Source organism: Klebsiella sp. GFKo11, assembly GCF_056490265.1.
Window position 1 is genome coordinate 1,445,654 of the sequence record NZ_CM151369.1, and the last position, 23,770, is coordinate 1,469,423.

Below are 23,770 nucleotides of genomic sequence, written 5' to 3' on the forward strand. Positions count from 1 at the left end.
CCCTGGAGACACAGCAATGACATCCTTAATTGAACATGAATACCCGCAGCCGCAGGATGGCGAAATTCCACGTTTTAGTGGATTACCGACCTTTTTCCGTCTCCCTTTTGCGCCACAGGCCGCCGACCTGGATATCGGCGTGGTAGGCGTGCCGTGGGACGGCGGAACCACCAACCGTGCGGGGACTCGCCACGGGCCACGCGAGCTACGCAATGCTTCAAGCCTGGTGCGTCGAGTCCACCAGACCACCCGCCGTTCTCCCTATGATTACGCCCGCGTTGGCGATCTGGGAGATGTGCGTATCAATCCGGTAGATATGCAGGATAGCCTGGCGCGCATTGAAGCCTGGTATCGCGCCCTTGATGAGCAGCAGGTGATGCCTCTAACCGCGGGTGGTGATCATCTCACTACGCTGCCGATTTTACGGGCGCTCGGGCGGAATAAGGCGTTGGGGATGATCCATTTTGATGCCCACTCGGATACTAACGACAGCTACTTCGGCGGCGAGCGCTTTACCCACGGTACTCCGTTTCGTCGTGCGGTAGAAGAAGGCGTTCTCGACCCGCAACGCACGGTGCAAATCGGCATCCGCGGAGCGCTGTTTTCCGCCGATGAGCACCGCTGGGCGGAGGAGAACGGTATCACCATCATCCGTATGGAGCAGGTGGACGAGCTGGGTATCGATAAGGTGATGCAGAGGGCGCGTGAGATTGTTGGCGAGCAGCCTACCTATATCAGCTTCGATATCGATGTGCTGGATCCGGTCTATGCGCCCGGTACCGGAACACCGGAAATTGGCGGTATGACCACGCTGCAGGCCCAGCGCTGCGTTCGTCAGCTTGCTGGATTGAATCTGATTGGTGCCGACGTGGTGGAAGTCTCGCCGCCCTTTGACCAGGGTAATCTCACCAGCCTGACCGGCGCGACCATGATGTTTGAACTCCTGTGCCAGCTTGCCGACGCCCATCATCGGCGTATTTCTCAATAACAGCGGAGAATTATGATGAAAAGAAATCTCTCATTGCGCTATCTCGCTACCGCGTTGGTTCTGGCATCAGGCCTTGTTACGGCGGCCAATGCGGCGGATGCGACTCTGTCGCCGGGAAAACTGAAAATAGCGATGGAAGTCGCCTACCCGCCTTTTGAATCCTGGCAGGATGACAAAATCGTCGGTTTTGATGCTGAACTGGCGACGTTATTAAGCCAAAAAGCGGGCCTGACGCTACAGCTGGTGGATACCAAATTTAGCAGCTTGATCCTCGGCCTGAGCGGGGGACGCCAGGATGCGGTGATCTCTGCGCTCTATATTACGCCGGAGCGTACCCAGCAGGCGGATGCGATCCCTTATGCTAAAACCGGAGCCTATATCATGGTGCGTAGCGATAGCAAAGTTGCGCCGCAAACGGAAAACGAACTTTGTGGCTTAACCATTGGGCTGCAGCAGGGGACATCGTGGGTGAAAAAGCTGCATGAGCTTTCGGCGAACTATTGCCAGGCGCAAGGTAAAGGGGAGATTGAGATTAAAGAGTTCCCGACCGCGCCGGAGACGCTGCAGGCACTGCTCTCCGGCAATATTCAGGCTCAGGTGGATATTGCTGGCGTAGTCAGCCTGTTTACCCAGCGCAGCAAAGGCCGACTGAAGGTCAGTTCCCCGCAGACGATATATCCGCAAACGCTGGGTATTTACATCAAGAAGGGTAACCAGGCGCTGGCGCAACAGTTGACCTCCGCACTGAAAACCCTGCGTGAAAATGGTGAGTACAGCGCCTTGCTGAAAAAATATGCGGTATACGGCATCACCGATGACACGGTGCAGTAGTGTGTAAAAAATATAAAATATACAGATGAACGGACACTGTAATGAGATGTTCATCACATTTTTAGCGGGATTACACATTTGAGTATGATTTAAAATCACTACTTATCAATGTCTTACTTTTGACTCTACAATTCATTGTGTACTCAGTGTGTAAAATTACACACTGATCACAATTCATATTTTTCCTGCATGCTTTAATTCCTCTCACCAAAACAGAGAGGATTGCTCATGAAACACATGATGATTTGCTGCGGCGCCGGTGTGGCGACCAGTACCGTTGCGTTAAATAAGCTCCAGGACTTCCTGAAAAAAGAGAATATTCTCGATAAAGTCCGTATTTCCCAGGGAACCGTGGCTGAAGCCAAAACCCGCGACGATGTAGATTTTATTGTTTCTACTTCGCCGGTTGCGCTTTCTATTCCCGTTGTTAACGCTCTACCGCTATTAACCGGTATGGGTACTGATAAAGTTTTCAGCAGCGTGAAAGAATTAATTCTCGCCGAGGGTTAAGCCATGTTTATTGTTGATTACATTGTAGGTTTAGGGGCATCGGTCATGATGCCGCTAATATTTATGCTCCTCGGTTTGATATTACGCCTGTCGCTGAGCAAAGCATTAAAAGCCGGTTTAATGGTCGGTATTGGTTTTATCGGCTTAAGCATTACCGTTAATCTGATGATCGATTCCCTGACCCCGGTGAGCCATGCTCTGGTGGAGCGTTTTGGTCTGAATCTCAACGTGCTGGACGTGGGCTGGCCTGCTGCCGCAGCGGTAGCGATGGGGACCCGGGTCGGCGCGCTGGTGATTCCGGTGTGCGTCGCGATTAACGTGTTGATGCTGTATACCAAAACCACGCGGGTACTGAACGTGGATATCTGGAACCTGTGGCATCACGCCTTTACCGGTTCTCTGGTGACGATTATTACCGATAGCCTGTGGCTGGGGATATTTGCCGCTGGTATCAACTGTATTATTACGATGGTGATTGCCGACCGTACTAGTGGTGATGTTGAGAAATACCTGAACCTACCATCTATTTCGGTACCGCACGGTTTTTCCGCATCATTTGTCCCGGCCGCGTGGTTGGTGAATGCCATTGTTGACCGCATCCCGGTTATCCGTGATATCAAAATTGATACCGAAGTTATCCAGAAACGGTTATCTATTCTCGGCGATCCGGCCTCTCTGGGGGCAATTATCGGCGCGCTGTTGGGTATAATCGCGGGTATCGAAGTGAAAGCTATTCTGCAAACCGCAATTACCATGGCGGCGGTGATGACCATTATTCCGCGGATGGCGAAAATGCTGATGGAAGGGGTTTATCCGATTAGCGAACGTATTCAGGAGATAGCTCAGTCGCGTGCCGGTTCATTCGGCAAAATCGCTATCGGCCTGGATTCAGCCGTGAGCGTTGGGCACCCGGTGACGTTGTCCGTGTCGATGCTGATGATCCCGGTGATGCTGGTACTGGCGGCGATTATTCCGGGCAACCAGTTCCTGCCGTTCGCTTCTTTGACCGGCCTACCGTTCGCCTTCGTGTTGGTGACGGCGGTTTGTCGCGGTGATATGTTCCGCACGCTGCTGACCGGGCTGTTAACCTTAAGTCTGGCGTTGTTGATTGGTACCAACCTGGCGCCGATTGTCACCAGCACCGCGGTGAGCACCGGCTTCTCGCTGCCGCAGGGGACCACCAGTATTAGCAGCGTGGATTATGCCGGGGCGATGCTGCCGTGGGCGATTATCCAGAGTTTCCATCTGAAAGAGATTGGCGTAGGTATCCTGACGCTGTGCACCATCGCGCTGGTGCTGTGGAATCGCCGTAAGCTGGCGCAGGAAAATGAACAGATGGCCGAAGCGAGCGTGGAGGGCGGGAAATGATGTTTAGCGCACAGCGGGTGGTGAAGTTTACCGGGTCCGTCAGTCGGACGGCTTTACTGACCCGCCTGGCAGATAGCCTGCAGGCCGACGGGCTGGTTAAACCGAGTTTTGCCGACGGAGTACTTGAACGGGAAAAAGTCTATCCAACCGGGATATTTATGGAGACCCATAGCGTCGCCATTCCGCATACCGAGTTTGAGCATGTTAACCAGACCGGTTTTGCAATCGGCATTAACCTGGCGGGGGTTGAATTTCAGCGTACCGACGAGCCTGAAGAGAGCGTTGTCCCGCAGATAGTCGTGATGATGGCGATTGATAAAACTTGCGAAAAAGTGGCAATTATTCAATCCTTGTTCGCATTATTGGCCGATCATGATCGAGTTAACGATATCGTGAAAATGACGCCAGAGGAGATTGCAAAAGTGTTCACCGATGCCGTCGTCACGCAGTAAGATAAAATGATGAGCTCAATACGGTGAAGCCGCAACCGACGAGGGACAAGATGTTACGAATCAGCGACGTCATAGAGTTAGCGATGGTTAGTCGTAAAACTATCTATAACGCAATCAACAGTGGCCGGCTGAAATATCAGTTGGTGAATGTTGATAATCGTCAGGTTCGTATGTTCCTCGAAGAAGATGTCTTCGAAGCTTTTCCGAAAACCAACCGTGCGGTGACTCAGGAGCAAGAAGTGCAGGCGCTACGTGAAGAGGTCGCTTCGCTTAAGTTTGCTCTGGCGGAGCTGCAAAAAGCGGTGAACGCCATGGATCCGGAAGGCAAGTACGAAATGACCAGCGTTAAAGAGCCATCTAAAACGCCCGACCGCTAACCTGCGGGCGGGCGCGTCTTATCAGACGATGTCATCCACCACGCCGCCATCCACGCGCAGCGCCGCGCCTGACGTTGCTGAAGCCTGAGTCGAGCAGACGTAAACCACCATATTGGCGACTTCTTCCACCGTGGCCGCACGTTGAATCACCGAGCTTGGACGATTCGCCATCACGAACTCTTTTGCCAGCTGTTCCAGAGATTTCCCGGTTTTCGCGACTTCATCTTTCATCATCTCAGCAAAGCCATCAGAGATAGTTGGCCCCGGCAGCACGCTGTTGACGGTGACGCCGCTACCGGCGACAAACTTCGCCAGCCCGCGGGCCAGCGACAGCTGAGCGGTTTTCGTCACGCCGTAATGAATCATATCCGCCGGAATGTTACGCGCCGATTCCGAAGAGATAAACACAACCCGACCCCAGCCGTTCTGTACCATCGCCGGTAGCAGGGCGCGAGAAAGACGCACTCCTGACATCACGTTGGTTTGCCAGTAGTTCTCCCAGGTTGCATCATCGGTTTCATAGAAATCCTGCGGGCCGTAAATACCGGCGTTATTGACCAGAATGTCGACTCCGTTAACCGCCTGCACCAGCTGATTGACGCCTTCAGCGTTGCTTAAGTCGGCAATTGCCGGGCGCAGTTTCGCGCCGGGAACCTCATTCTGCAAACGGGCGATGGCCGCGCTCACGCTACGCTCGCTGCGACCATTAATCATCACTTCCGCGCCGCTGGCCGCCAGACCTTTGGCGATGGCGTAACCAATACCGCCGGTGGAGGCGGTGACCAGTGCGACTTTCCCCGATAAATCAATATTCATGCTGATAGCCTTATTTTTTGTCGGACAGACCATTAAGCGTAGCAGCGGATATGAGGCTATTGACGTTTTCGGGATTAATAACCGCTCTGTTTGTTAACAAGATTTTTCAGCGGCAGCGCCTGGTGCAGCCGTTGGATGTTGTCCAGCAGCTGACGGGCAACCACCACCGTTTGCGCGATAGAGGCCATATGCGGGGTGATAACCACTTGCGGATGCTGCCAGAGTGGGTCCTCCTGCGGCAGCGGTTCGACGGGGAACACGTCGAGCACCGCGCCGGACAACTTGCCGTTCTCCAGTGCTTCAAGTACGTCCTGATTCACCATATGCTCGCCGCGTCCGCAGTTAATCAGCGCTGCACCGTCAGGTAGTTGATCCAGTAAAGGGTGGGCAAGGATGCCTCGCGTCTGCTCCGTTAACGGCAGGACGTTGATCAGCGCATCCAGTTGGCCAAGAAATTCGCCAGCCTGAGCATCTCCGTGATAACAACGCACGCCAGCAAGGGATTTTTCACTGCGCGCCCAGCCGGAAACCTTATATCCCAATCCGGCAAGCTGCGCGGCGATATAGCCGCCAATTTCGCCGAGGCCCATGACCCCAACGTGATAATCGGCCGCCGCTCGCTGCGGATAAATCTTCCACGTTCTTTCGCGCTGGTGGGCCAGCGCCCGGTCAAAACTGCGCTGGAACCACAGCACGCCCCACAGAGCGTATTCAAACATGCCGTGGCGAAAATCTTCGTCAACCACCCGGCAGAGCGGAACGTCGCTGGCAAAAACGCTGGCGGGTAAATGGTCGACTCCGGCTGAGGCGGCCTGGATCAGTTTCAGCTCAGGCGAGCGGGCCAGCAGCTGCGGGTCAGGAAACCAGCAGCTCGCATATTGCGCCTCGCGCGCTGCGGGGTCCTCTGGCAGAACCGCTTTTACTTCCGGAAACAGCGCGAACGCGGCGCAAATTTCCTGGGTGTACTGAGGATCATTACAATCCACGACAATGGTTAACTGAGTCATAGGCATTATCTTTTATAAGAAGTATCAAGACGATCGAGGCGACGTAGCCACGCCTGCCACACCAGCTGGCGTTCATGTTCAACCCCCGTCAGTTGCTCACAGGCGTGCTGGCTTAGATGCTCAGGGATCGTATGAATGGGACTGAGCGGCGCTAGCTGTGCAGTGGCCATCTGGATCTCGCAGGCGCGGTTGAGGTAGTACATGATGTAAAACGCATCGGCGACGGTCCGACCGACCGACAGCAGGCCGTGGCTTTGCAGGATCATGGCGATGTTAACGCCGAGCGACTGCTGGATCCGTACGCGTTCATCGAGATCGAACGCTACGCCTTCATAAGGGTGGTAGCCGACGCGCCGATAAAACTCGGTGCTGATCTGGTTAAGCTGCAGCAGCCCATCTTCACAGGCGGCGACCGCCATTCCCGGCAGGGTGTGGGTGTGGATCACGCAGTGAGCGTCTTCGCGCGCCATATGCACCGCGCTGTGGATCGTAAAGCCTGCCGAGTTTGCCGGGGCGCTGCCCTCAACAACTTTGCCCTGCATGTCGACCACGATTAAGTTGCTGGCGGTCACTTCATCAAACATCATCCCGAAGGGGTTAATCAAAAAACGCGGCTCGCCGTCGCCGGGCAGGCGCACGGAGAAGTGGGTATACAGCGTATCTTCCCAGCCGAACAGCGCCGCCAGACGATAGGCGGCGGCCAGCTGCTGGCGTAATTCCAGTTCAGTTGCCATTTATTGCACTCCCATAAATTCACGAATACGAGTCAGGGACGGATCGGCGACATCGTTGCGAATGCGCTGCGGCGGCATATCGCTCTGCACTACGCCGTTTTCCATCATCACTACCCGGTCAGAAATTGATAAGGCAAAGTCCATCTCGTGGGTCACGATAATCATCGTCATCCCTTCACGGGCGAGGGACTGAATGACTTTCAGCACTTCGCCAACCAGTTCAGGATCCAACGCAGATGTGGGTTCATCAAACAACATGATGTCCGGTTTAAGCGCCAGAGCGCGGGCAATGGCGACGCGCTGCTGCTGGCCACCGGAGAGCTGGTACGGGTATTTTTCGGCGTGAGCCAGCAGACCGACGCGGTCCAGCAACCACAGCGCCTGCTCCCGGGCGACGGGACGGTCGAGCAGCTTGTGGTAGAGCGGGGCGAGCATCACGTTATCCAGCACCGTACGATGGGGAAACAGGTTGAAGCCCTGGAACACCATGCCGATGCGGCGCACGCCTGCGCGCATTTGCTGTTTATCAACTATGGACGCGCCTTTCAGATAGTCCTCGCCGTAAAGAATGATTTCTCCGGCATCGATGCTTTCAAGGGCGTTAATGGTGCGAATGAGTGTGGTTTTACCGGATCCGGATGGGCCGATGATGCTGATCACCTCGCCGTTTTCGACCTTCAGGTCGATGGCTTTCAGCACGTGATGCTGGCCCCAGGATTTTTCGATGGCACGTAAATCCAGCGCCGGTGGGTTACCGCTGGTAGGCTGCGTTTTTTGCGCCTGCACCGGCGGTGTCAGATTCCGGCGCAGGGTTTCGCATTCGTTGTCATTGAGCGTTTGCGGGCGCTTGCGCTGAATATCGAGCAGGTTTTCCAGCGCCCGGAACAGCCAGGTAAAGACCGTGACCACCATGACGTAATAGACGGCGACTGCCAGCAGCGTCTCCATGACGAGGAAGTTCTGCGCGTACAGGCGCTGGCCAGTCAACAGCAGCTCCGGCAGTGAAATCACCGACAGAATCGAGCTGAGTTTAATGATGGTGATATATTCGTTTATCAGCGTAGGCAGCGAAATGCGAAATGCTTGCGGGATGATAATTAAGCGCTGAATACCAATAAAGCTAAAGCTTAATGCGTGCCCGGCTTCACTTTGCCCTTTGGCGACGGAAAGCAGGCCGCCGCGATGGATCTCCGCCATATAGGCCGCTTCGGTTACCGTCATCGACACCAGCCCGGCAATAAACGGAATGCCGAGTAGCGGTTGGGTCATGGGAAATAGCTGCGGCAGGTTATAGACAAAGACCAGTAATACCATCAGCGGTACGCTGCGGAAAAACCAAATATAGAGTTCGACGGGAACCTTTAGCCAGCGCGGGCCGGAGAGCTTGGCGCAGGCTAAAAGAAAACCTAATATCAGGCCAATAAACCAGGACAATGAACTGACAACAACAACGGTGACGCAAGCTTGCCAGAATGCCCCAACGCTAAATAATGAGAAAAAGTATCCCCAATCGAACTCCATACCGACTCCCGTTTCTTTATTGTATTAATCAATGCGTTCTAAATTGTATTTCTTGATGATGGCGTCATATTTGCCGTTAGCTTTTAAGGTGGCTAACGTTGATTTAATGGCCTCGGCCAGTTCGGTGTTGCCTTTGGCCACATAAATCCCCAGCGGTAACGGATAAACCAGACGGCTGGAGCTGATTGCCAGGCGACCGCGGCTTTTCTCAACGATAATTTGCGCCGCCGGGGCGATTTCTAACTGAGCGTTGATATTTTTCGACATCAGCGCCTGGGAGGCTTCTGGCGCCGTCGGGAATTCCTGAATGCTAATCGCCGGTTTGCCGTTTTTCAGACAATACTCGTCGGAGTGGGTTTTCAGGCTGGAAACCCAGGCAGTACCTGCTTGTAAACCCACCTTCACGCCGCACAGTTCATCTTCCGTTTTCGGCTGAATGGGGCTGTTTTTCAGCGCGATAATTGATGCGCCGGACAACGCGTAAGGGATGGCATCGGCCTGCTTCTGGCGCTCCGGCGTAATGTACATCCCCGAGATGACCGCATCGTATTTCTTACCGATGCCTAAAATCAGGCTGGTGAATTTGGTGTCGATAAGCTGCGGTTTGGCCTTTAGCTGCTCGGCGATCAGCGCCGCAAATTCCGGGTCGATACCGACGATATTGTTATTGCTGTCGTAGGACTCAAACGGCGGATAGGTCACTTCCATGCCGACTTTGAATACGCCGTCGGTCAACAGCTCTGCGGCCTGGGTCAGCGGGGAAAAACAAGCGGCGACGGCGATGGATAAAGCCACACGGCGCGAGATTTTTTTTAGCGTTTTTTTCATCATTTATCCTCACGGGTTATTAACGGATTTTTGCTGTGCTTGTTTTTTCAGATGACCAAAGGTGTTGGTGCCGCGTGCGCGCTCGGGGAGCTGGAGCTCGCCACGGGTGACTTTCTCGCGCAGGTAGCGATAGGTCTGCAACGCCTGGCTCCACATATGCTCGCCAATGCTCAGTTCCTGATATTCGCTGGCTTCTCCAGCTTCCAGGAAGCCGGATAGCGGGCGAATCAGCGTGTGATAATCGCAGGCGAAAAATAGCGGGAACGAGTAGCGTTCCTGCGGCACCTTACGCACACGATGTGCTGTTGCAACAAATGTGCCAGCGCTCAGCACTTCCAGCATGTCGCCGATATTAATCACGAAAGCCTCTTCCCCGGTCGCGTTCTTCAGCGGTGGAGCGTCGATCCAGTCGCTATCTTCATTCAGCACTTCAAGGCCCGGCTGGTCGGCGAGCAGCAGGGTGAAGCACTCATAGTCGGTATGTGCACCAATACCGGGAACATCTTCGGCGCTGGCGTCAAAGGGGTAGTGGATCAGGCGCAGTTTCGAGGGTGGGCAGGTGACCATCGACTGGAAATAGCCTTCCGGCAGACCAAGGGCGAGGGCAAAGGCGTCAAACAGACGGTGGCCGAGGGCGAATACCGCTTCATAGTATGCCAGTACCCGGGATTTAAATTCTGGTACCTCCGGCCACTCGTTGGCGCCAATTAGCGGCGTTTTGGCGATGACGAAGGGATGGTCGTCAGCGGCCTGGAAGCCGATATCAAACGCCTCTTTGTGATCCGGCTTGCCGGAACCGTAAATCTCCTCGCCTTCAGGAACATAGCCCTTATGACTTTTGGACTGGCCGATGTAGTAGGCCATTTTGCGCTCCATCGGCAAGGCGAAAAGCTGCTTTGCCGCGGCGCGGACTCCGGCGATCAGCTCCGGTGCAATACCGTGGCCGGTGATGTAGAAAAAACCGACTTCACGGGCGGCCTGGCCAATGATGTCAGCCACCGCCTGGCGCTTAGCCAGATCGTCGCAGGTCAGGTCGCTGATATCGATGGTCGGTAATTCAGTGAAAGAGCTTTTTGCAGCGGTCATTTCTACCGTTCCTTATTGAGTGAGGTGAATTCAACAAAATGCTGCTGTTCGTGCTGTGCCATCCACGCGTTCAGCGACCACAAGTCAGCTACCGGGACGTTGGTAAACGGCAGATGATGCAGGTAGCCATCGGGACCAAATTCCGGCGTCAGTGTGGTTTGCTGGTAGCCGCGCTGGCGCTGCGATTGCCAGATTTGCTGCCAGAAATTTTGTTGAAATTGCAGGGCCGACTGATATTCAGGTGCTGCCGGATGCGGCACCTGCGGGCCCTGGTCATATCCGGCGCGGGCCTGAATATGGTGGACCCGGTCGATGAACGTGCTGAAGTCATCGCAGGGGTCATCCAGCAGGCGCTCGCTCACCACAATCCAGTGGCTGATATCAGCGGTAAAGCGCAGTTGCGGTAGCTGCTGGATAATCTCCAGCGTTAGCCACGGGCTATATAGCGACGTGGCGCGATGGGTTTCGAAGCTACAGATCAGTTCATAATCGGCGGCCAGTTCGTGAGCTTTGCCGAGAAATTCCACCTGCTGCGCCAACGGCCAGCGGTCATTACCGGCCAGCAGGTTAACGAAGCGCGGATTGAGCATTTTCGCTGCCGCAAAACGTTCTTTTAACCGTTCCAGATGCTGGGCTGGCGCTTCGGCCTGGGGCGGAATGACGCCGCCGCCGCTAAACACGATGGCGATATACTGGAGCGCCGACTCTTCGATGCGCCGGGCCAGCGTCTGCTGATCTTCTAAAGCGAGCGGCACCCGCGCTTCAATGCCGCAGCAGCCGACGCTTTTGAGTTCGCTAACCGTTTGCTGCCACGGGGAGGTGACGCCCCATAGCGTGCGAAAGACGTTGAGCTGCATGGCTTATCCTCTATTCGTATTTCACGCCGGGGAGAACGCAGAGCATTTCGTACAGCAGGTTGGCAGCCAGCTGTGAGGTGTTACCGCTGACGTCATAAGGTGGGGAGACCTCGACCAGGTCGCAGCCAATCAGGTTCAGGCTGCGGCAGCCGCGCACAATCTCCAGTGCCTGTATTGACGTCAGACCGCCAACTTCCGGGGTGCCGGTTCCTGGCGCCCAGATCGGGTCAAGACTATCGATGTCAAAGCTGAGATAGACCGGACCATCGCCCATTTGCTGACGAACTTCGGCCATCAGCGGAGTCAGGGATTTGTGCCAGCACTTCTCCGCCTGGACCAGACGAAAGCCCTGATCGACGCCCCACTGGAAGTCACCGGCGGCGTAGCCCTGAGCACGCTGGCCAATCTGTACCACGCGTTTGAGGTCCAGCAGTCCCTCTTCGACGGCGCGACGGAAGGTGGTGCCGTGGGCGATTTTCTCGCCGAACATTTCATCGTTGGTATCGGTATGGGCATCGACATGAATCAGCCCCACTGGACCATGCTTTTTGGTCAGGGCGCGCAGAATTGGCAGCGTAATGGTGTGGTCGCCCCCCAGGGTCAGGGGAATCAGCGGGAAACTATTTAAACCGGTGTAGTAATCCTCAATGATCTGCACTGATTTAAGCAGGCTATAGGTGTTAATCGGTACGTCGCCGATATCCGCGACCGACAGCGACTCAAAAGGTGCCGCGCCGGTTGCCATGTTATAGGGACGAATCATGACCGACTCGGTACGAATATAGCGCGGTCCGTAGCGTGTCCCGGAACGTTGGGAAGTACCGATATCCAGTGGTATGCCGACAAATGCTGCATCAAGTCCCTGTAAATCTTCGATAAATGGCAGGCGCATCATCGTTGCGCGGCCGCCAAAGCGCGGCATTTCGTTGCCACCTTGTGGTTGATGAAAGACGTTATCCATTTCAGCTCCTGAATCTGACAGACAAAACTCAACAGGAGGGATAGTGCGAAAGATGTGCTGGACTTTAAATCGTCTGCCGCAAATACTTAGTTCATTTATTCGTGAACTAAATACAATGCTTAACGACGCCACGCTTAATATTCGTCAGCTACAGGTTTTTGAGGCGGTGGCCCGTCTTGAGAGCTATAACCGCGCCCAGCAGGAGTTGGGGATTTCTGTTTCCGCGATCAGCAATGCGATGTCGCAGCTGGAGGGACAACTTGGTTTTAGCCTGTGCCAGCGCGGGCGCGGTGGCTTTGCTCTGACCGAGAAAGGGCAGCATTTTTTACAGCAAGCGATCCGCGTGCTGAGCGAACTGAACGAGCTGGAGCGCCAGTCGGCGCTGCTGAAGGGTGAGCACAGCGGGACAATTTGCATCTCAACCCTCGACTCCATCGAAACCGAAACCGCACTATCGCTGCCGGTGGTGCTGCGCAGCTTTAGCGATAAGTTTCCTCATGTGCATATCAAACTGATTATCCGTACCCCGGCGGAACAGCTTAATGGCGTACTGAATAACCATATCGATCTCGCCATCGGTAGCTATAACTCGCGGGTGCATAACATCATCAGCGAACCGCTCTATCGCGAGCAGCACTGGCTTTACTGTAGCGACCTGCATCCGATGTTCTTTAGTCGCCAACTCGATAAAAATCTGATCAGCCAGTGTCCGCTGGTGACGCGTAGTTACTGGAACACCAGCGACCTGCGGCGGCGCGGATTCAGCAAGGGGAGCGCCACCGTTGAGACCGTTGATGCGCAGTTGCTGCTGATTTTGTCCGGAAAATATATCGGCTATCTTCCTGAGCACTACGCCTGGCCATGGATTAAAGAGAACCGTCTGCGGGTGCTGTTGCCCAATGAGTTTGGCTTTCAATCACCTTTCTCGGCGATATGCAAACGTGGGCGCAGCAATGAACCCTGGTTGAAGGAGTTCCGTAATCTCCTGAAGAAGAATACGGTGGCCAGACCGAAGTGGCGTGAGTAATGCATGGGGCTCTTTAGAAAGAGCCTGGTCTGATTTGTTTTGCGAAAAAGCCGATTTATATCAGGAATAAAAAAGACAATCCGCTATTTCGTCTTTGTCTTTAAGAAAGGTATTGGATGTAAATATCGCATTGCACCAGGATTATTCCCATCTCTTTTGTGGTTAAAAAACAATCAAATTGTGTGTTTTATCCGAATTGGTATTAAATTCGACTAACAGCATTGTCTATTGGAATTTTTTCTGCTGGAATCGATTGATATATTTTGAATTATTTTATCTAACGGATTATGAAAATGATAAGAAATAGCTTATTGATGGTGGTTTGCATTTCGGTTGGCCTGTTGCAGGGGGGCGCTAATATTAAGAAAGTGGATAGTGCACTAATAAAAAAAGATAATAGTCAAAGCGAGCAGCCCGCTCAGGTTCCTGCTTTACAGCAGTGTATCCAGGATGCGGATGCTCTGGTTAAGCTAGATAGTAAGTTTCAGAAGGACTCCAGCGAGCTGTATGGTTTGATCAGCGATGCTAAGTTTTATGCTTCTGTTTCAGGCCAAACGTCGGCCAGCGTAAAATCAACAATTACTCCGCTTTTTGAATACAAGATAAACGATAAGTGTAATAGTATTTCTCAGAAATTAATTAAAGAGTTTGAAGCCCGGGCAAGAAAAGCTGAACTTAGCAATGGGCTGGCCAGATGACATACTGCAAGGGGAAACTGAATATATACGATCTTAGCACTCTGGCGATTGTATTGGCTCTCTTTACCCTTTTTTTTTCCCTCCCTGCTCATTCTGAGGGGGGAGATTTCCTTGATAGTATATCGAAACTCGAAATAAAAAATCCGTCGGCCTCAGAAGAATCAAATCCGGTTAATCAAGAGAAAGATAATCGCAGTAAAAAAGTGCCTCTGAAGCAGGAAACAGCCAGAAAGAAAATAAATCAGAATAATAAAACTGAAGCTACGATAAATGCCCTTAAGAAACAGAATGCGGAACTGAGCGCTGCGGCGAAAGCGGCTGAGAAAAAAAGGGATGAAACGACGCGTGAGCTATCGGCACAGATCGCGGCGCTGAAAGCACAGATTACTCCACAAGACAGCGCCCAGAAAACCAGTCTTGACGCCTTAACGAAAAAGAATGCCGAGCTGACCGCTGCCGTCGAGGCCGCGCAGAAAAAGCTGGATGACACTACCCGCACGCTGTCGGTGCAGATTGCTGCGCTAAAAACGCAGAGTGCTCTAAGAGCACAGAATGCGCAAAGTGAAAATGGACAGAAAAATACCATCAGCGCGTTGACGAAAAAGAACGCCGAGTTGACCGCCGCCGCCGAGGCCGCGCAGAAAAAGCTGGATGAGACTACCCGCACGTTGTCGGCACAGATTGCCGCGCTGAAAACGCAGAATTTCCAGGGTGAACGTCAGCAGAAAGTCGCCCTTGAGGCGCTGACGAAAAAGAACGCCGAGCTGACCGCCGCCGCCGATGCGGCGCAGAAAAAGCTGGATGAGACTACCCGCATGCTGTCGGCGCAGATTGCCGCGCTGAAAACGCAGAATTCCCAGGGTGAAAGTCAGCAGAAAGTCGCCCTTGAGGCGCTGACGAAGAAGAACGCCGAGCTAACCGCCGCCGCCGAGGCGGCGCAGAAAAAGCTGGATGAGACTACCCGCACGCTGTCGGCGCAGATTGCTACGCTGAAAACACAGAATTCCCAGGGTGAAGGTCAGCAGAAAGTCGCCCTTGAGGCGCTGACGAAGAAGAACGCCGAGCTGACTGCCGCCGCCGAGGCCGTGCAGAAAAAGCTGGATGAGACTACCCGCATGCTGTCGGCGCAGATTGCCGCGCTGAAAACACAGAATTCCCAGGGTGAAGGTCAGCAGAAAGTCGCCCTTGAGGCGCTGACGAAGAAGAACGCCGAGCTGACTGCCGCCGCCGAGGCTGCGCAGAAAAAGCTGGATGAGACTACCCGCACGCTGTCGGCGCAGATTGCCGCGCTGAAAACGCAGAATTCCCAGGGTGAAGGTCAGCAGAAAGTCGCCCTTGAGGCGCTGACGAAAAAGAACGCCGAGCTGACTGCCGCCGCCGAGGCCGCGCAGAAAAAGCTGGATGAGACTACCCGCACGCTGTCGGCGCAGATTGCCGCGCTGAAAACGCAGAATACCCAGGGTGAAAGTCAGCAGAAAGTCGCCCTTGAGGCGCTGACGAAAAAGAACGCCGAGCTGACTGCCGCCACCGAGGCTGCGCAGAAAACGCGGGATAACACCACCCACTTGCTGTCGGCACAGATTACTGCTGCAGATACGGCGCAGAAAAAATATGATGCTTCGATACTTGCTTTAAACGAAAAAAATCAAAAATTACAGTCAACGCTTGATAGCTTATCTATAAAAGAAAAGGTTATAAATTTTGCTGATAAAAGTAATAAAAATGCCTATGCACTGGGCGTTTTCTACCTCACCCAGGCGCTATCAGATGTGAATAAAATGGCCGACAATGATGTGAAGCTGACACCCTCAGCGTTGGTTTCAGGGTTTAACGATGCTTACAATAAAAAACTTAAAATTAAAGAAGATGAAATACAGAGTATCGTTAATACTCTTAACGGTCAAATGTCATCAAGATATGTTGATATCGAAAAAAGAATCATGGCCAAAATTAAAGGTAAGAAATATGAAATCTTACCTAATGGTGTTTATTTCGTTGTGGAGAAGAAAGGGAAGGTCCAGTACAAAGCTAACGAGTCTTTGTCTATGAATATACTGGAGAAAAAACTTGATGGTACGCCTATATTGAATACTATGAATTCAACGTTTGTGAACAACAAAGATATTGATCCTCTTATAGGTAAAGTCTTGTTATCAGGTCTCAAAGGTGGGATTGTCACGCTCTATGGTCAGGCAGGATCGCTATATAGTAATCCCCCTGCCGAGATTCACCCAGACACGCTAATATCAATTACTTTTGAGTTAATTCCGTAGGTTGTTTTATAATATTCAATCTTGAAGTTGGTTTTTTCTGCAGGGCAGAGGGGCTGACCGCTATTTGGGGTCGTAGCGAAGAAAATCCTTCACCGCACCGGGTGAAGGACGATTTCATTAAAAAATGTTTACCGTGTAACCCACAATAAACTTCACATCGTTGCGATCGGTTTTATAGTTGCTATCTGTAGAGCGTAATAATGCTGGAAGGAGAGTCAAAGACAAACCCTTTGCGGGCCCTTCAGCGACCAGGTAGCGGGCGGAGAAATCTACAGACGTCATTTTCCCATGATACTGGCGTTCTCCTCGGGTTTTACTGACATCGGTGACGACATGCCAACCATAGGTGACAGCACTTGCCAGCGTTAATTCCGGTATCCGAAAGTCTGCCAGGTTGTAACTTAAGCCCATTCGGACCGCTCTGGCCCCTGAAACGTTGAAGTCCTCAAGCTGAGAAAGCGTAGGCTGATAGTCACGCTTGTCAGAGTTTGCCCACGGCGTTAAGCGGAAGTTGTAATCTCCGGTATGGGGGGCATAGTTCTGGCTGTAACCAAGAGACCACACCGTATTGTTGTGGCTCAGGTTGAAGCCGACGCCGACATAATATTTAGTGGCAGGATCGCTGATTCCGGACAGTTTCTCGTTATAACGTGCCCCCTGGTAAAACAGCTTGCTGCGCAGGGAGAAATCATTAGACAGGCTATCGTTACGCTCAAGCTGTGCCTGCCAGTTCCGCCGGTAATCTTTACCTTCGCCATAACCGACATCCAGTATCGTGTTACCCAGGTTATACACTGCGCCCACCGTGTGAATGTAATCGATGGTTTTGCCCGCTTTGATTGTCGTACCGTTGTTATCAAGTCCGGCGGCGTTGTTCTGATGCCATGTGGTGGTCATCGGTTTAAAGTCGCGGCTCCAGTCGTTTTTAAAGCGATCGGCCCATGCGTAGGTGAGTTTGAAATTATCGAGCTTCAACGCGCTGTCGAAACCGCGGAAGGCGTGCGGATTCAGTCCCCAGCTGCTCTTAATCGTCCCGGAGTTAATGGGGGTATAGCCAGCAGCGAGCTTAAAGTTTATATCCTCTTCACCCAGATTCAATTTGAGAGCAGCGACAGACACGGCCATGTATGATTTCTCACACGGACTGAACTGACCTGCCTGACCACATTGGTAGTCGTAATAAAGAATTTCTGATTGGCCAACGGTATTACCCAATTTAATATTTGCATTCCCCCAGAAATCGAACCCGATAACGTCTTTGTAGTAGCCAGAAATGTAGCTAAGAGCAACATTACCGGTTTGGTTTTTAATACCAGCAGGCCCAAGGCCATACTTACCCGTAGTGGGATCTTTAACGGCACGGTGCCGAATATACAATGAAGTATTAATATCTAACTTACCGTCATCGTAAAAAGCCTTCTCAAATAAGGAGGGTGGGTCATAATCCATCTCCTCAGCAGAAAAAACATCAGGAGAAATTAAAAATAAAAACGGTGCGCACAGAGAGGCTCTGAGTTTCATTGTACTCATTATCTTCACCTTGTAAATTCTTGGTAGTAGGGAGAGGTAACTAATTTTTTATTATTAACGGTTTTTTATTAATTCAGGAATCCTTTCTCCGTATTGTTCTAATAGACCTTCATTATGCTGGGTAGCGTTATCGATATTGCCGCTTAAAAATATCGGTAATTGGTGAGTGTCATGGCTCAAATTGGCGATGGTCTCGGCGAAAAGAGCATGAATAATAAATATTCCGGTCATCGACGAAACTGGCGCGAATGGGGTGGTATGGCCAGAAAGTGAAAGTACGGCATCACCAATGGGCACATGATTATCAATGGCCAGATCAGCACAGTCCCGCAGATAGATGCCTTCTTTATGCTTTGAGCGCTGGGTATCAGCATAAATAAAGCTAGTTATCGCCAGAGTAAAAGCACCCTGTCGCTTACCCCATAATACTGCGTCAATGGGGGCCGGGTTAATTCCCGATGTGGAAATAACAATTAATGCATCCTTCTCTGTTAGATCGTATTTATCAAGGAATGTTGTAATATAGTCATTCTGTTTTTCATAACATGATGAGGCAGCGGCTCCCTCATGTAGCATCAGTGGTTCGATAAATATCGGTCTGACAGGTGCAATTCCTCCTGCGCGATAAAAAACATCTTCAGCAAAAATGTGTGAGTGGCCACAGCCAAAAATATAAACGATGCCACCCTGATTAATAACTTCGGCTATTTTACTGGCGGCAGTAGCGATTTTTTCATTTTGTTCAAGGGCGATAGTGCTAAGTTTTTCTTGTACAACATTTAAATATTGTTGGGTTATTGTCATATCCAGTATCCTGACCATTGTGGATGATAGAGTCGGTACAACGCTTCCATATAGAAATAGTCGCCCCAGAGATTACATTCATTAATACCTTTACCTAAGGCGTAAGCGTAGACACCATGTTTCAGCAGCCCTTCACAGGAACTATCGTTACTGGCAGACGCCTGAGTCATTAAAGCCTGCAAGAGTTGACGGGCTATCTGGTCGTACTGTGCATCAGGGAGATGCTTGTGCGCTTCCAGTAAGCCACAAATGGCGATGGCTAATGCTGAACTGTCTTTCGGCGCATCGTCCTGTCCGGCAAGGATAAGATCCCAGGTAGGGACACCATCAGCGGGTAGATGATGGAAAAAGTAATCACAGGCTTTCTGCCATAGGGCATAGTGTTGAATTTTTCCGGTTGCAGACCAGTTCAGCGGGATCCCCAGAATCGCCCAGGCTTGCCCGCGTGCCCAGCATGACTGGTCGCTGTAGCCCTGGAACGTTTTGCCATATGTGGGTTGCCCGTTGGCGGGATCAAAGTAAAACGTGTGGAATGTGGAACCATCTGCCCGGAAAATATTGTTAATGACGGCCAGATAGTGGCGCTCCGCCACCTCACGGTAATGCTGCTTGCCGCTGATACTGGCCGCCACATGTAGTAGAGGAAGGTTAATCAGTGAATCAATGATCAGACGATGTTCTTGTGGGTCTGACAATCCGCCCCACGCTTGAATAAAACCGGCATGGTCATGAAAACGTCTAATCAGCAGGTCAGCTGCAGCAATGATCAGTGGTTTTATCGCGTCATCCCTCGTCAGCTTCCAGTATGCGACAGCCGACAGGCTGTAGAGAAAGCCGATATCGTGATGATCGAGTACGTGGTGTGCGGTTAGACGAGCCCTGAAACTGGCGATATTGCGTTCAATAACGCCGAGGTATGTTGATTCGCCGCTGAACTCCCAGGCTATCATCTGCATCCCGGTCCAGAAACCGTTGGTCCAGTCGTTATTCTCTTTCAACGCATAGCGGTTATCCGAGGTGCAGGCAGAAGGGAACTTATCACCAAACCGTTCGGCGTTTCGCGTGAGTTGACTACCTATTGCGTTCAGCTCATTCCGGCACTGCTCGGGCGTGATAGCCGGAAAGGGCAGTGATGCGCTGATGAATGGTTGATGCTCTTTCATTGTTTGCCCCCTAGAGCGTAAATACGCGCTCTTTATATCGTTTCATGAGAGCGTCGTTGTATTCTTTGCCGCCGGGCAGATTGATGCTGCGCATGACCGGAGGCTCGATACCTTGCTCGAGTAATAACTCAATACAGCGAATGACTACGTTATTGATAATGAATGCCGCAGAAAGTGATGACACCGGTCCGGTCATTATCTTGCCGTTATCCAGATCCAGCGTGCAGTCACCAGCAGGGCAGCCGTTATCCAGGATGACATCCGCATAGTCGCGGATACTTTCCGTTGTCGTTTCAGATTCAGCGTGTTGGCGGGTAATGACGACAAGTTTCAGGTTCTGTTGTTTAATTTTCCGCGCCAGCTCAACGTGTAAAGGTTTGGTCCCGGAATTGGAAATCATGACAAAACAGTCGGCCTCGCGCAGATCGAGTAGGCCGGCGAAGACATCGCCAATCCCTTTAAGCGAGTCAAACCAGCCCGTTGGCCCATAGAACTGGTCGATGGCTTTGGTGTTGACCAGCCCGCCAGCCCGCCCAGCTAGCTCAACCGCTGCGGCAAATGAGTGACCCGAGCCAAAACCATGGATGATACCGTTGGCTTTCACGCACTCGACAAACAGTGCCGCTGCCTGCTCTATTTCTGCATTCTGGGTGAGCAGAACGTGATCCAGAGTGGTTAAAACATGCTGATAATATTGTTGCTGATGTGGAGACATTCCCTATCCCTTATCGTTTTTCAAAAAAGCACTGATACTGGTGTCTGGCTCTTCAGGTGTCATTTGCGCCGTTACGTTGACGCCTTTTGCCTGGAGGGCGTCGATCGCCTGGGCTTCAATATCACTGACGCTCACTGAGCGTTTGATCTGACTGCGTCCTTCTTTGTTCGACATGTTACCGATGTTCAACTGGGTCAGCGCGATACCGCTATTCACCATTTGTAGGGCAATTTCTGGGGTTTTCAGCAGTACGAGAACGCGCTGGCCTTCGTAATTTCCAGCGAGAATATTGGCGCTGGCTTTCTCAAATGACAGGATAGAGGTATTACAGCCTTCGGGGGCTGCGCTGCGAAGCAGCATTTTCTCTACATCGTTTGCCGCGACCGCATCGTCAATGATCATTATACGGTTAGCATTAAAGTGACTTACCCAGCGGGTAGCGACCTGGCCATGGATCAGCCGATCGTCGACACGAATATGTACAATACCTTTCATGGTTATCTCCTAAGATAATTACTTTTATTTAACCGAGAATATTCAGGTTATATCCGACGATGCCGAGGGCAATCAGGATGAAAATCACCCGTGTTGAATTCATTTTTTTGAGACCCAGCAGCCAGTAGGTGAATGCCACTACCAGCAAAGGAATAAGCCCCGGCATTATCTGATCGGCAATGGCCTGAAGCTTCAGAGAGACCTCTCCGTAGCTGAATTCAAAGTTAAGCTTCGCCTTTACCACCGAAGGGATGAGTGCCCCGATGACGGTGAGTCCGAGAATGTTGGCCGCTCGGGTGATTCTATTCAGGCTGTTGGTCAATGAACTCAACAGGTTAACACCTTCCTGATAGCCCTTATTGATGCTAAAACGCATAAACAGCAGACGAACCAGGGCAAACAGCAGCCAGAGGATCAGCCCCACCGGGTTACCCTGCAATGCAAGATAGGAGGCGACTGAGCCGATAATCGTGGTCGGAATGACGAAGAACAAAGTGTCGCCAATACCTGCCAGAGGTCCCATCAGGCCGGTCTTAATCCCAGTAATGGCATCTTTTCCCGCCAGACCCGTTTGTTCTTCGAGGGCAATATTTACCCCCAGTATTCCCGGTGCCATGGTGTTGTTGGTGTTAAAGAATTGGCTGTGAACTTTTGCCGCTTCTTTCAGCTCCTCCGGCTGCTGATACTTTTTCTCCAGGAATGGGTAGATGCTGAACAAATAGCCCAGACCCTGCATTTTTTCGTAGTTCCATCCAGATTGGCCAAACAGGAACCAGCGCCAGAACACACGTTTTAAGACTTTATTCATCACCCATTGCTCCATTTGTGGAAGGGACGGTAGATTGCGTTACCTGTTTTTCGGCATTAAAAACGTAGATGGCAATCGCCAGACCCATCAATGCCGCGCCGAGTACCGGTATGTTGAGATAAGCGGCGAGAAAGAAACCAAGGATTAGGAAAGTGACATTCTTTTTGATGGGTAAATAGCGCAGAAGGATAGCGATACCCAATGCAGGCAGCACACCGCCAGCCACTTTCAGACCATTCATGATGGAATCCGGGATCCACGTCACTACGTCGTTGACAAAGGTGGCTCCGAGAATCAGCGCCAGCAGGACCGGGAGCATTCGCGATAGAGAGATCGGTACCTGACCGAGCAGGTTCAGTCTCGCTGCGGCCTTCACCTGACCCGTTTCGATTAGCGCATCCGCTTTGTGGTGAATAAAGGTGTTAGTGAAACGGGCCAGAATATCAAGCTGAACCATCAGCAGACCTATAGGCACACCTATAGTCGCCCCAAAGGCAGCACCTTGACCGCTGATGATAGCAAACGCCGTCCCCAGTACCGCTCCGGTCATGTAGTCGGGAATAGAGGCGCCACCAAAATTGCCCACGCCCAATACCAGCAGATTTAACGTACCGCCGACAATCAGCCCCGTTGTCATGTCGCCCATGATCACCCCGGCAAAAAAACCAGCCATGCCGGGTTTAACTAGACCCAATGTGGTGTTATTACCGTCATAAATTGGGTGATGCTTCCAATTAGTAGAACATGTGTTTTTCAATAAACGTCCCGATGACTTTTTCGTGGATCTCTACTGAACGCGAGAAGCAGATTGTTTTACGAGCCAAGCGCTTAATGCGGGTGCGCAGCGTCAGGTTATTGCGCTCAATCCGTTGGGTGAATATTTTTCCGGTCAGATGCTTATCCTTCGGCACCTCCCGGCCATAGCTGCCCCAGTCGTCGCTGGTGATCATGCCGATGTTGAATGGCGTAAGCAGTGCCAGTAGTTCCCGGCAGGTTTCATCGGTACGGGGACCAAAAGTGTAGGCCAGTACACCCCCTGTTTTGGTGTTATACGCGTACCAGAGCCAGTGTTGCCGGGCTTTACTGCCAACGAAACTCCATTGCTCATCAAGTTCGCAGATAAGCGCCACATCAGCATGAGCAACGGGCGAAGACGTTATTCGCTTTGGCGTGAGTTTTTTAAAGTCCGGATGACGGTGTTAATGCCAATTTTCAGTGTTCTGGCGGTATCGCGAACCCCGGCGCCATTGAAGGCCATTTCAGTGATCAGCTCTTTAATGCCCGGCTTACGGGCCTCATAAGTGTAAGTGAGCTGAAAAACGCGGTGGCAGTCACGGCAGCGAAATCTGTCATGGCCTTTAGGGTTCTGACCATGGCGGTAGACCTGTGCAGACTGACAACGAGGACAATGAATGTTAACGCTGGCCATGAAAGAACCTCAAAAGCCCGCATTATACATCAGATTCAACTAATTAGAGGCATCACCAAAATACCTATTGAGATGAAGTTGAAATAATTTTTTCTGCTGCTATTTCGCTATTAATAGCGAAATAGCAGGATGCTTTACATTTGTGAAAATTTTTTGCATACAGATTTACTCCTGTCCGGGAGATGCCTGCTGACAAATGTTATTTAAAGTATGTATAGATTTTGTGATCGAGATACACAAGTAAAGACTGTGCTTTACGTTTTCCGTCAGCTAAGTTTACTGCGTTGTAAAAGCCATTCATCAATCTCCGATTCAACCCAGCCGACAGACTTTGCCCCAAGCATCCTTTTCTTCGGAAAAGTTTCATCATAACGTGGCGATTTTGGATTTAACCAGTCGTAGATTGTGGCGCGTGCAATACCTGTTTATGGATAACAGCAGGTAAGCGGAGTATTCTGACCATTGAAGAATTGTTCATATTGATTTGCCTCT

The 23,770-nt window shown here is 51.7% G+C and carries 25 protein-coding genes and 1 pseudogene; 9 read left to right on the forward strand and 17 right to left on the reverse strand.

The window, feature by feature from the left end; genetic code table 11:
• The first annotated feature begins 16 nt into the window (after positions 1–16).
• From speB (AC07P6_RS06955) to AC07P6_RS06980, 6 genes are all read left to right on the forward strand, one after another.
• Positions 17–988 carry an agmatinase gene (gene speB, locus AC07P6_RS06955; protein ID WP_304252950.1) on the forward strand — a complete coding sequence of 324 codons (972 nt, stop codon included), beginning with the start codon at positions 17–19 and terminating at the stop codon, positions 986–988.
• Positions 989–1,003: 15 nt separating this feature from the next.
• Complete coding sequence (locus AC07P6_RS06960; protein ID WP_478316954.1) at positions 1,004–1,819, forward strand: ABC transporter substrate-binding protein; 816 nt, start codon at positions 1,004–1,006, stop codon at positions 1,817–1,819.
• 228 nt (positions 1,820–2,047) lie between these two features.
• Complete coding sequence (locus AC07P6_RS06965; protein ID WP_009652557.1) at positions 2,048–2,329, forward strand: PTS sugar transporter subunit IIB; 282 nt, start codon at positions 2,048–2,050, stop codon at positions 2,327–2,329.
• 3 nt (positions 2,330–2,332) lie between these two features.
• A complete protein-coding gene (locus tag AC07P6_RS06970; protein WP_181485235.1) occupies positions 2,333–3,697 on the forward strand; it encodes a PTS galactitol transporter subunit IIC in 1,365 nt (454 codons plus the stop codon).
• Positions 3,694–4,149, forward strand: coding sequence for a PTS sugar transporter subunit IIA (locus AC07P6_RS06975; protein ID WP_182234288.1), 456 nt, complete (start codon positions 3,694–3,696; stop codon positions 4,147–4,149). The genes AC07P6_RS06970 and AC07P6_RS06975 overlap by 4 nt, the downstream gene beginning before the upstream one ends.
• A 50-nt stretch (positions 4,150–4,199) precedes the next feature.
• A complete protein-coding gene (locus AC07P6_RS06980; RefSeq protein ID WP_004853397.1) occupies positions 4,200–4,526 on the forward strand; it encodes a MerR family transcriptional regulator in 327 nt (108 codons plus the stop codon).
• Between the two features lie 21 nt (positions 4,527–4,547).
• Here the strand turns inward: AC07P6_RS06980 and AC07P6_RS06985 are convergent, their stop codons facing one another.
• From AC07P6_RS06985 to speB (AC07P6_RS07020), 8 genes are all read right to left on the reverse strand, one after another.
• Entirely contained in the window at positions 4,548–5,342 is a 795-nt protein-coding gene (locus tag AC07P6_RS06985) for an SDR family NAD(P)-dependent oxidoreductase (RefSeq protein WP_478315937.1), read from the reverse strand.
• Positions 5,343–5,416: 74 nt separating this feature from the next.
• Positions 5,417–6,349 carry a 2-hydroxyacid dehydrogenase gene (locus tag AC07P6_RS06990; protein ID WP_478315938.1) on the reverse strand — a complete coding sequence of 311 codons (933 nt, stop codon included), beginning with the start codon at positions 6,347–6,349 and terminating at the stop codon, positions 5,417–5,419.
• A gap of 5 nt (positions 6,350–6,354) precedes the next feature.
• Entirely contained in the window at positions 6,355–7,083 is a 729-nt protein-coding gene (locus tag AC07P6_RS06995) for a class II aldolase/adducin family protein (RefSeq protein WP_478315939.1), read from the reverse strand.
• Positions 7,084–8,604: an amino acid ABC transporter permease/ATP-binding protein gene (locus tag AC07P6_RS07000; RefSeq protein ID WP_478315940.1), complete on the reverse strand. Its 1,521-nt coding sequence runs from the start codon at positions 8,602–8,604 to the stop codon at positions 7,084–7,086. It lies immediately after the preceding gene.
• Positions 8,605–8,628: 24 nt separating this feature from the next.
• Complete coding sequence (locus tag AC07P6_RS07005; RefSeq protein WP_478315941.1) at positions 8,629–9,432, reverse strand: ABC transporter substrate-binding protein; 804 nt, start codon at positions 9,430–9,432, stop codon at positions 8,629–8,631.
• A gap of 9 nt (positions 9,433–9,441) precedes the next feature.
• On the reverse strand, positions 9,442–10,518 hold the full coding sequence (locus AC07P6_RS07010) for an isopenicillin N synthase family dioxygenase (protein WP_478315942.1): 1,077 nt from the start codon (positions 10,516–10,518) through the stop codon (positions 9,442–9,444).
• A 2-nt stretch (positions 10,519–10,520) separates the two neighbouring features.
• Positions 10,521–11,375 (reverse strand): sugar phosphate isomerase/epimerase family protein, encoded by an 855-nt coding sequence (locus tag AC07P6_RS07015; RefSeq protein ID WP_478315943.1) that lies wholly within the window; start codon positions 11,373–11,375, stop codon positions 10,521–10,523.
• A gap of 10 nt (positions 11,376–11,385) precedes the next feature.
• Positions 11,386–12,336, reverse strand: coding sequence for an agmatinase (gene speB / locus AC07P6_RS07020; protein WP_478315944.1), 951 nt, complete (start codon positions 12,334–12,336; stop codon positions 11,386–11,388).
• 115 nt (positions 12,337–12,451) lie between these two features.
• Between speB (AC07P6_RS07020) and AC07P6_RS07025 the strand changes: the two genes are divergently transcribed.
• The 3 genes from AC07P6_RS07025 to AC07P6_RS07035 all read left to right on the forward strand — a co-directional run bounded on the left by AC07P6_RS07025 (position 12,452) and on the right by AC07P6_RS07035 (position 16,334).
• On the forward strand, positions 12,452–13,363 hold the full coding sequence (locus tag AC07P6_RS07025) for a LysR family transcriptional regulator (RefSeq protein WP_304261095.1): 912 nt from the start codon (positions 12,452–12,454) through the stop codon (positions 13,361–13,363).
• A 293-nt stretch (positions 13,364–13,656) separates the two neighbouring features.
• Positions 13,657–14,061 (forward strand): hypothetical protein, encoded by a 405-nt coding sequence (locus tag AC07P6_RS07030; RefSeq protein ID WP_478315945.1) that lies wholly within the window; start codon positions 13,657–13,659, stop codon positions 14,059–14,061.
• Positions 14,062–14,264: 203 nt separating this feature from the next.
• Complete coding sequence (locus tag AC07P6_RS07035) at positions 14,265–16,334, forward strand: FKBP-type peptidyl-prolyl cis-trans isomerase N-terminal domain-containing protein (RefSeq protein ID WP_478315946.1); 2,070 nt, start codon at positions 14,265–14,267, stop codon at positions 16,332–16,334.
• 117 nt (positions 16,335–16,451) lie between these two features.
• On the opposite strand, the gene AC07P6_RS07040 is transcribed toward AC07P6_RS07035, so the two are convergent.
• From AC07P6_RS07040 to AC07P6_RS07080, 9 genes and pseudogenes are all read right to left on the reverse strand, one after another.
• Entirely contained in the window at positions 16,452–17,864 is a 1,413-nt protein-coding gene (locus AC07P6_RS07040; RefSeq protein WP_478315947.1) for an OprD family outer membrane porin, read from the reverse strand.
• A gap of 54 nt (positions 17,865–17,918) precedes the next feature.
• Complete coding sequence (locus AC07P6_RS07045; RefSeq protein ID WP_478315948.1) at positions 17,919–18,668, reverse strand: SIS domain-containing protein; 750 nt, start codon at positions 18,666–18,668, stop codon at positions 17,919–17,921.
• On the reverse strand, positions 18,665–19,831 hold the full coding sequence (locus AC07P6_RS07050; protein WP_478315949.1) for a glycoside hydrolase family 88 protein: 1,167 nt from the start codon (positions 19,829–19,831) through the stop codon (positions 18,665–18,667). The genes AC07P6_RS07045 and AC07P6_RS07050 overlap by 4 nt, the downstream gene beginning before the upstream one ends.
• 10 nt (positions 19,832–19,841) lie before the next feature.
• Positions 19,842–20,546, reverse strand: a complete 705-nt coding sequence (locus AC07P6_RS07055; protein ID WP_478315950.1) for a sugar isomerase domain-containing protein — start codon at positions 20,544–20,546, stop codon at positions 19,842–19,844.
• Between the two features lie 3 nt (positions 20,547–20,549).
• Positions 20,550–21,041 carry a PTS sugar transporter subunit IIB gene (locus tag AC07P6_RS07060; RefSeq protein WP_478315951.1) on the reverse strand — a complete coding sequence of 164 codons (492 nt, stop codon included), beginning with the start codon at positions 21,039–21,041 and terminating at the stop codon, positions 20,550–20,552.
• 28 nt (positions 21,042–21,069) lie between these two features.
• Entirely contained in the window at positions 21,070–21,849 is a 780-nt protein-coding gene (locus AC07P6_RS07065; protein ID WP_478315952.1) for a PTS system mannose/fructose/sorbose family transporter subunit IID, read from the reverse strand.
• Complete coding sequence (locus AC07P6_RS07070) at positions 21,842–22,522, reverse strand: PTS mannose/fructose/sorbose/N-acetylgalactosamine transporter subunit IIC (protein WP_478315953.1); 681 nt, start codon at positions 22,520–22,522, stop codon at positions 21,842–21,844. The genes AC07P6_RS07065 and AC07P6_RS07070 overlap by 8 nt, the downstream gene beginning before the upstream one ends.
• Before the next feature lie 61 nt (positions 22,523–22,583).
• A protein-coding gene (locus tag AC07P6_RS07075; protein ID WP_087786203.1) for an IS1-like element IS1N family transposase occupies positions 22,584–23,278 on the reverse strand; the annotation gives its coding sequence in 2 pieces (ribosomal slippage) (positions 22,584–23,032 and positions 23,032–23,278; 696 coding nt in all).
• A gap of 266 nt (positions 23,279–23,544) precedes the next feature.
• Positions 23,545–23,756, reverse strand: a pseudogene (locus tag AC07P6_RS07080) (AlpA family phage regulatory protein).
• Positions 23,757–23,770 lie beyond the last annotated feature (14 nt).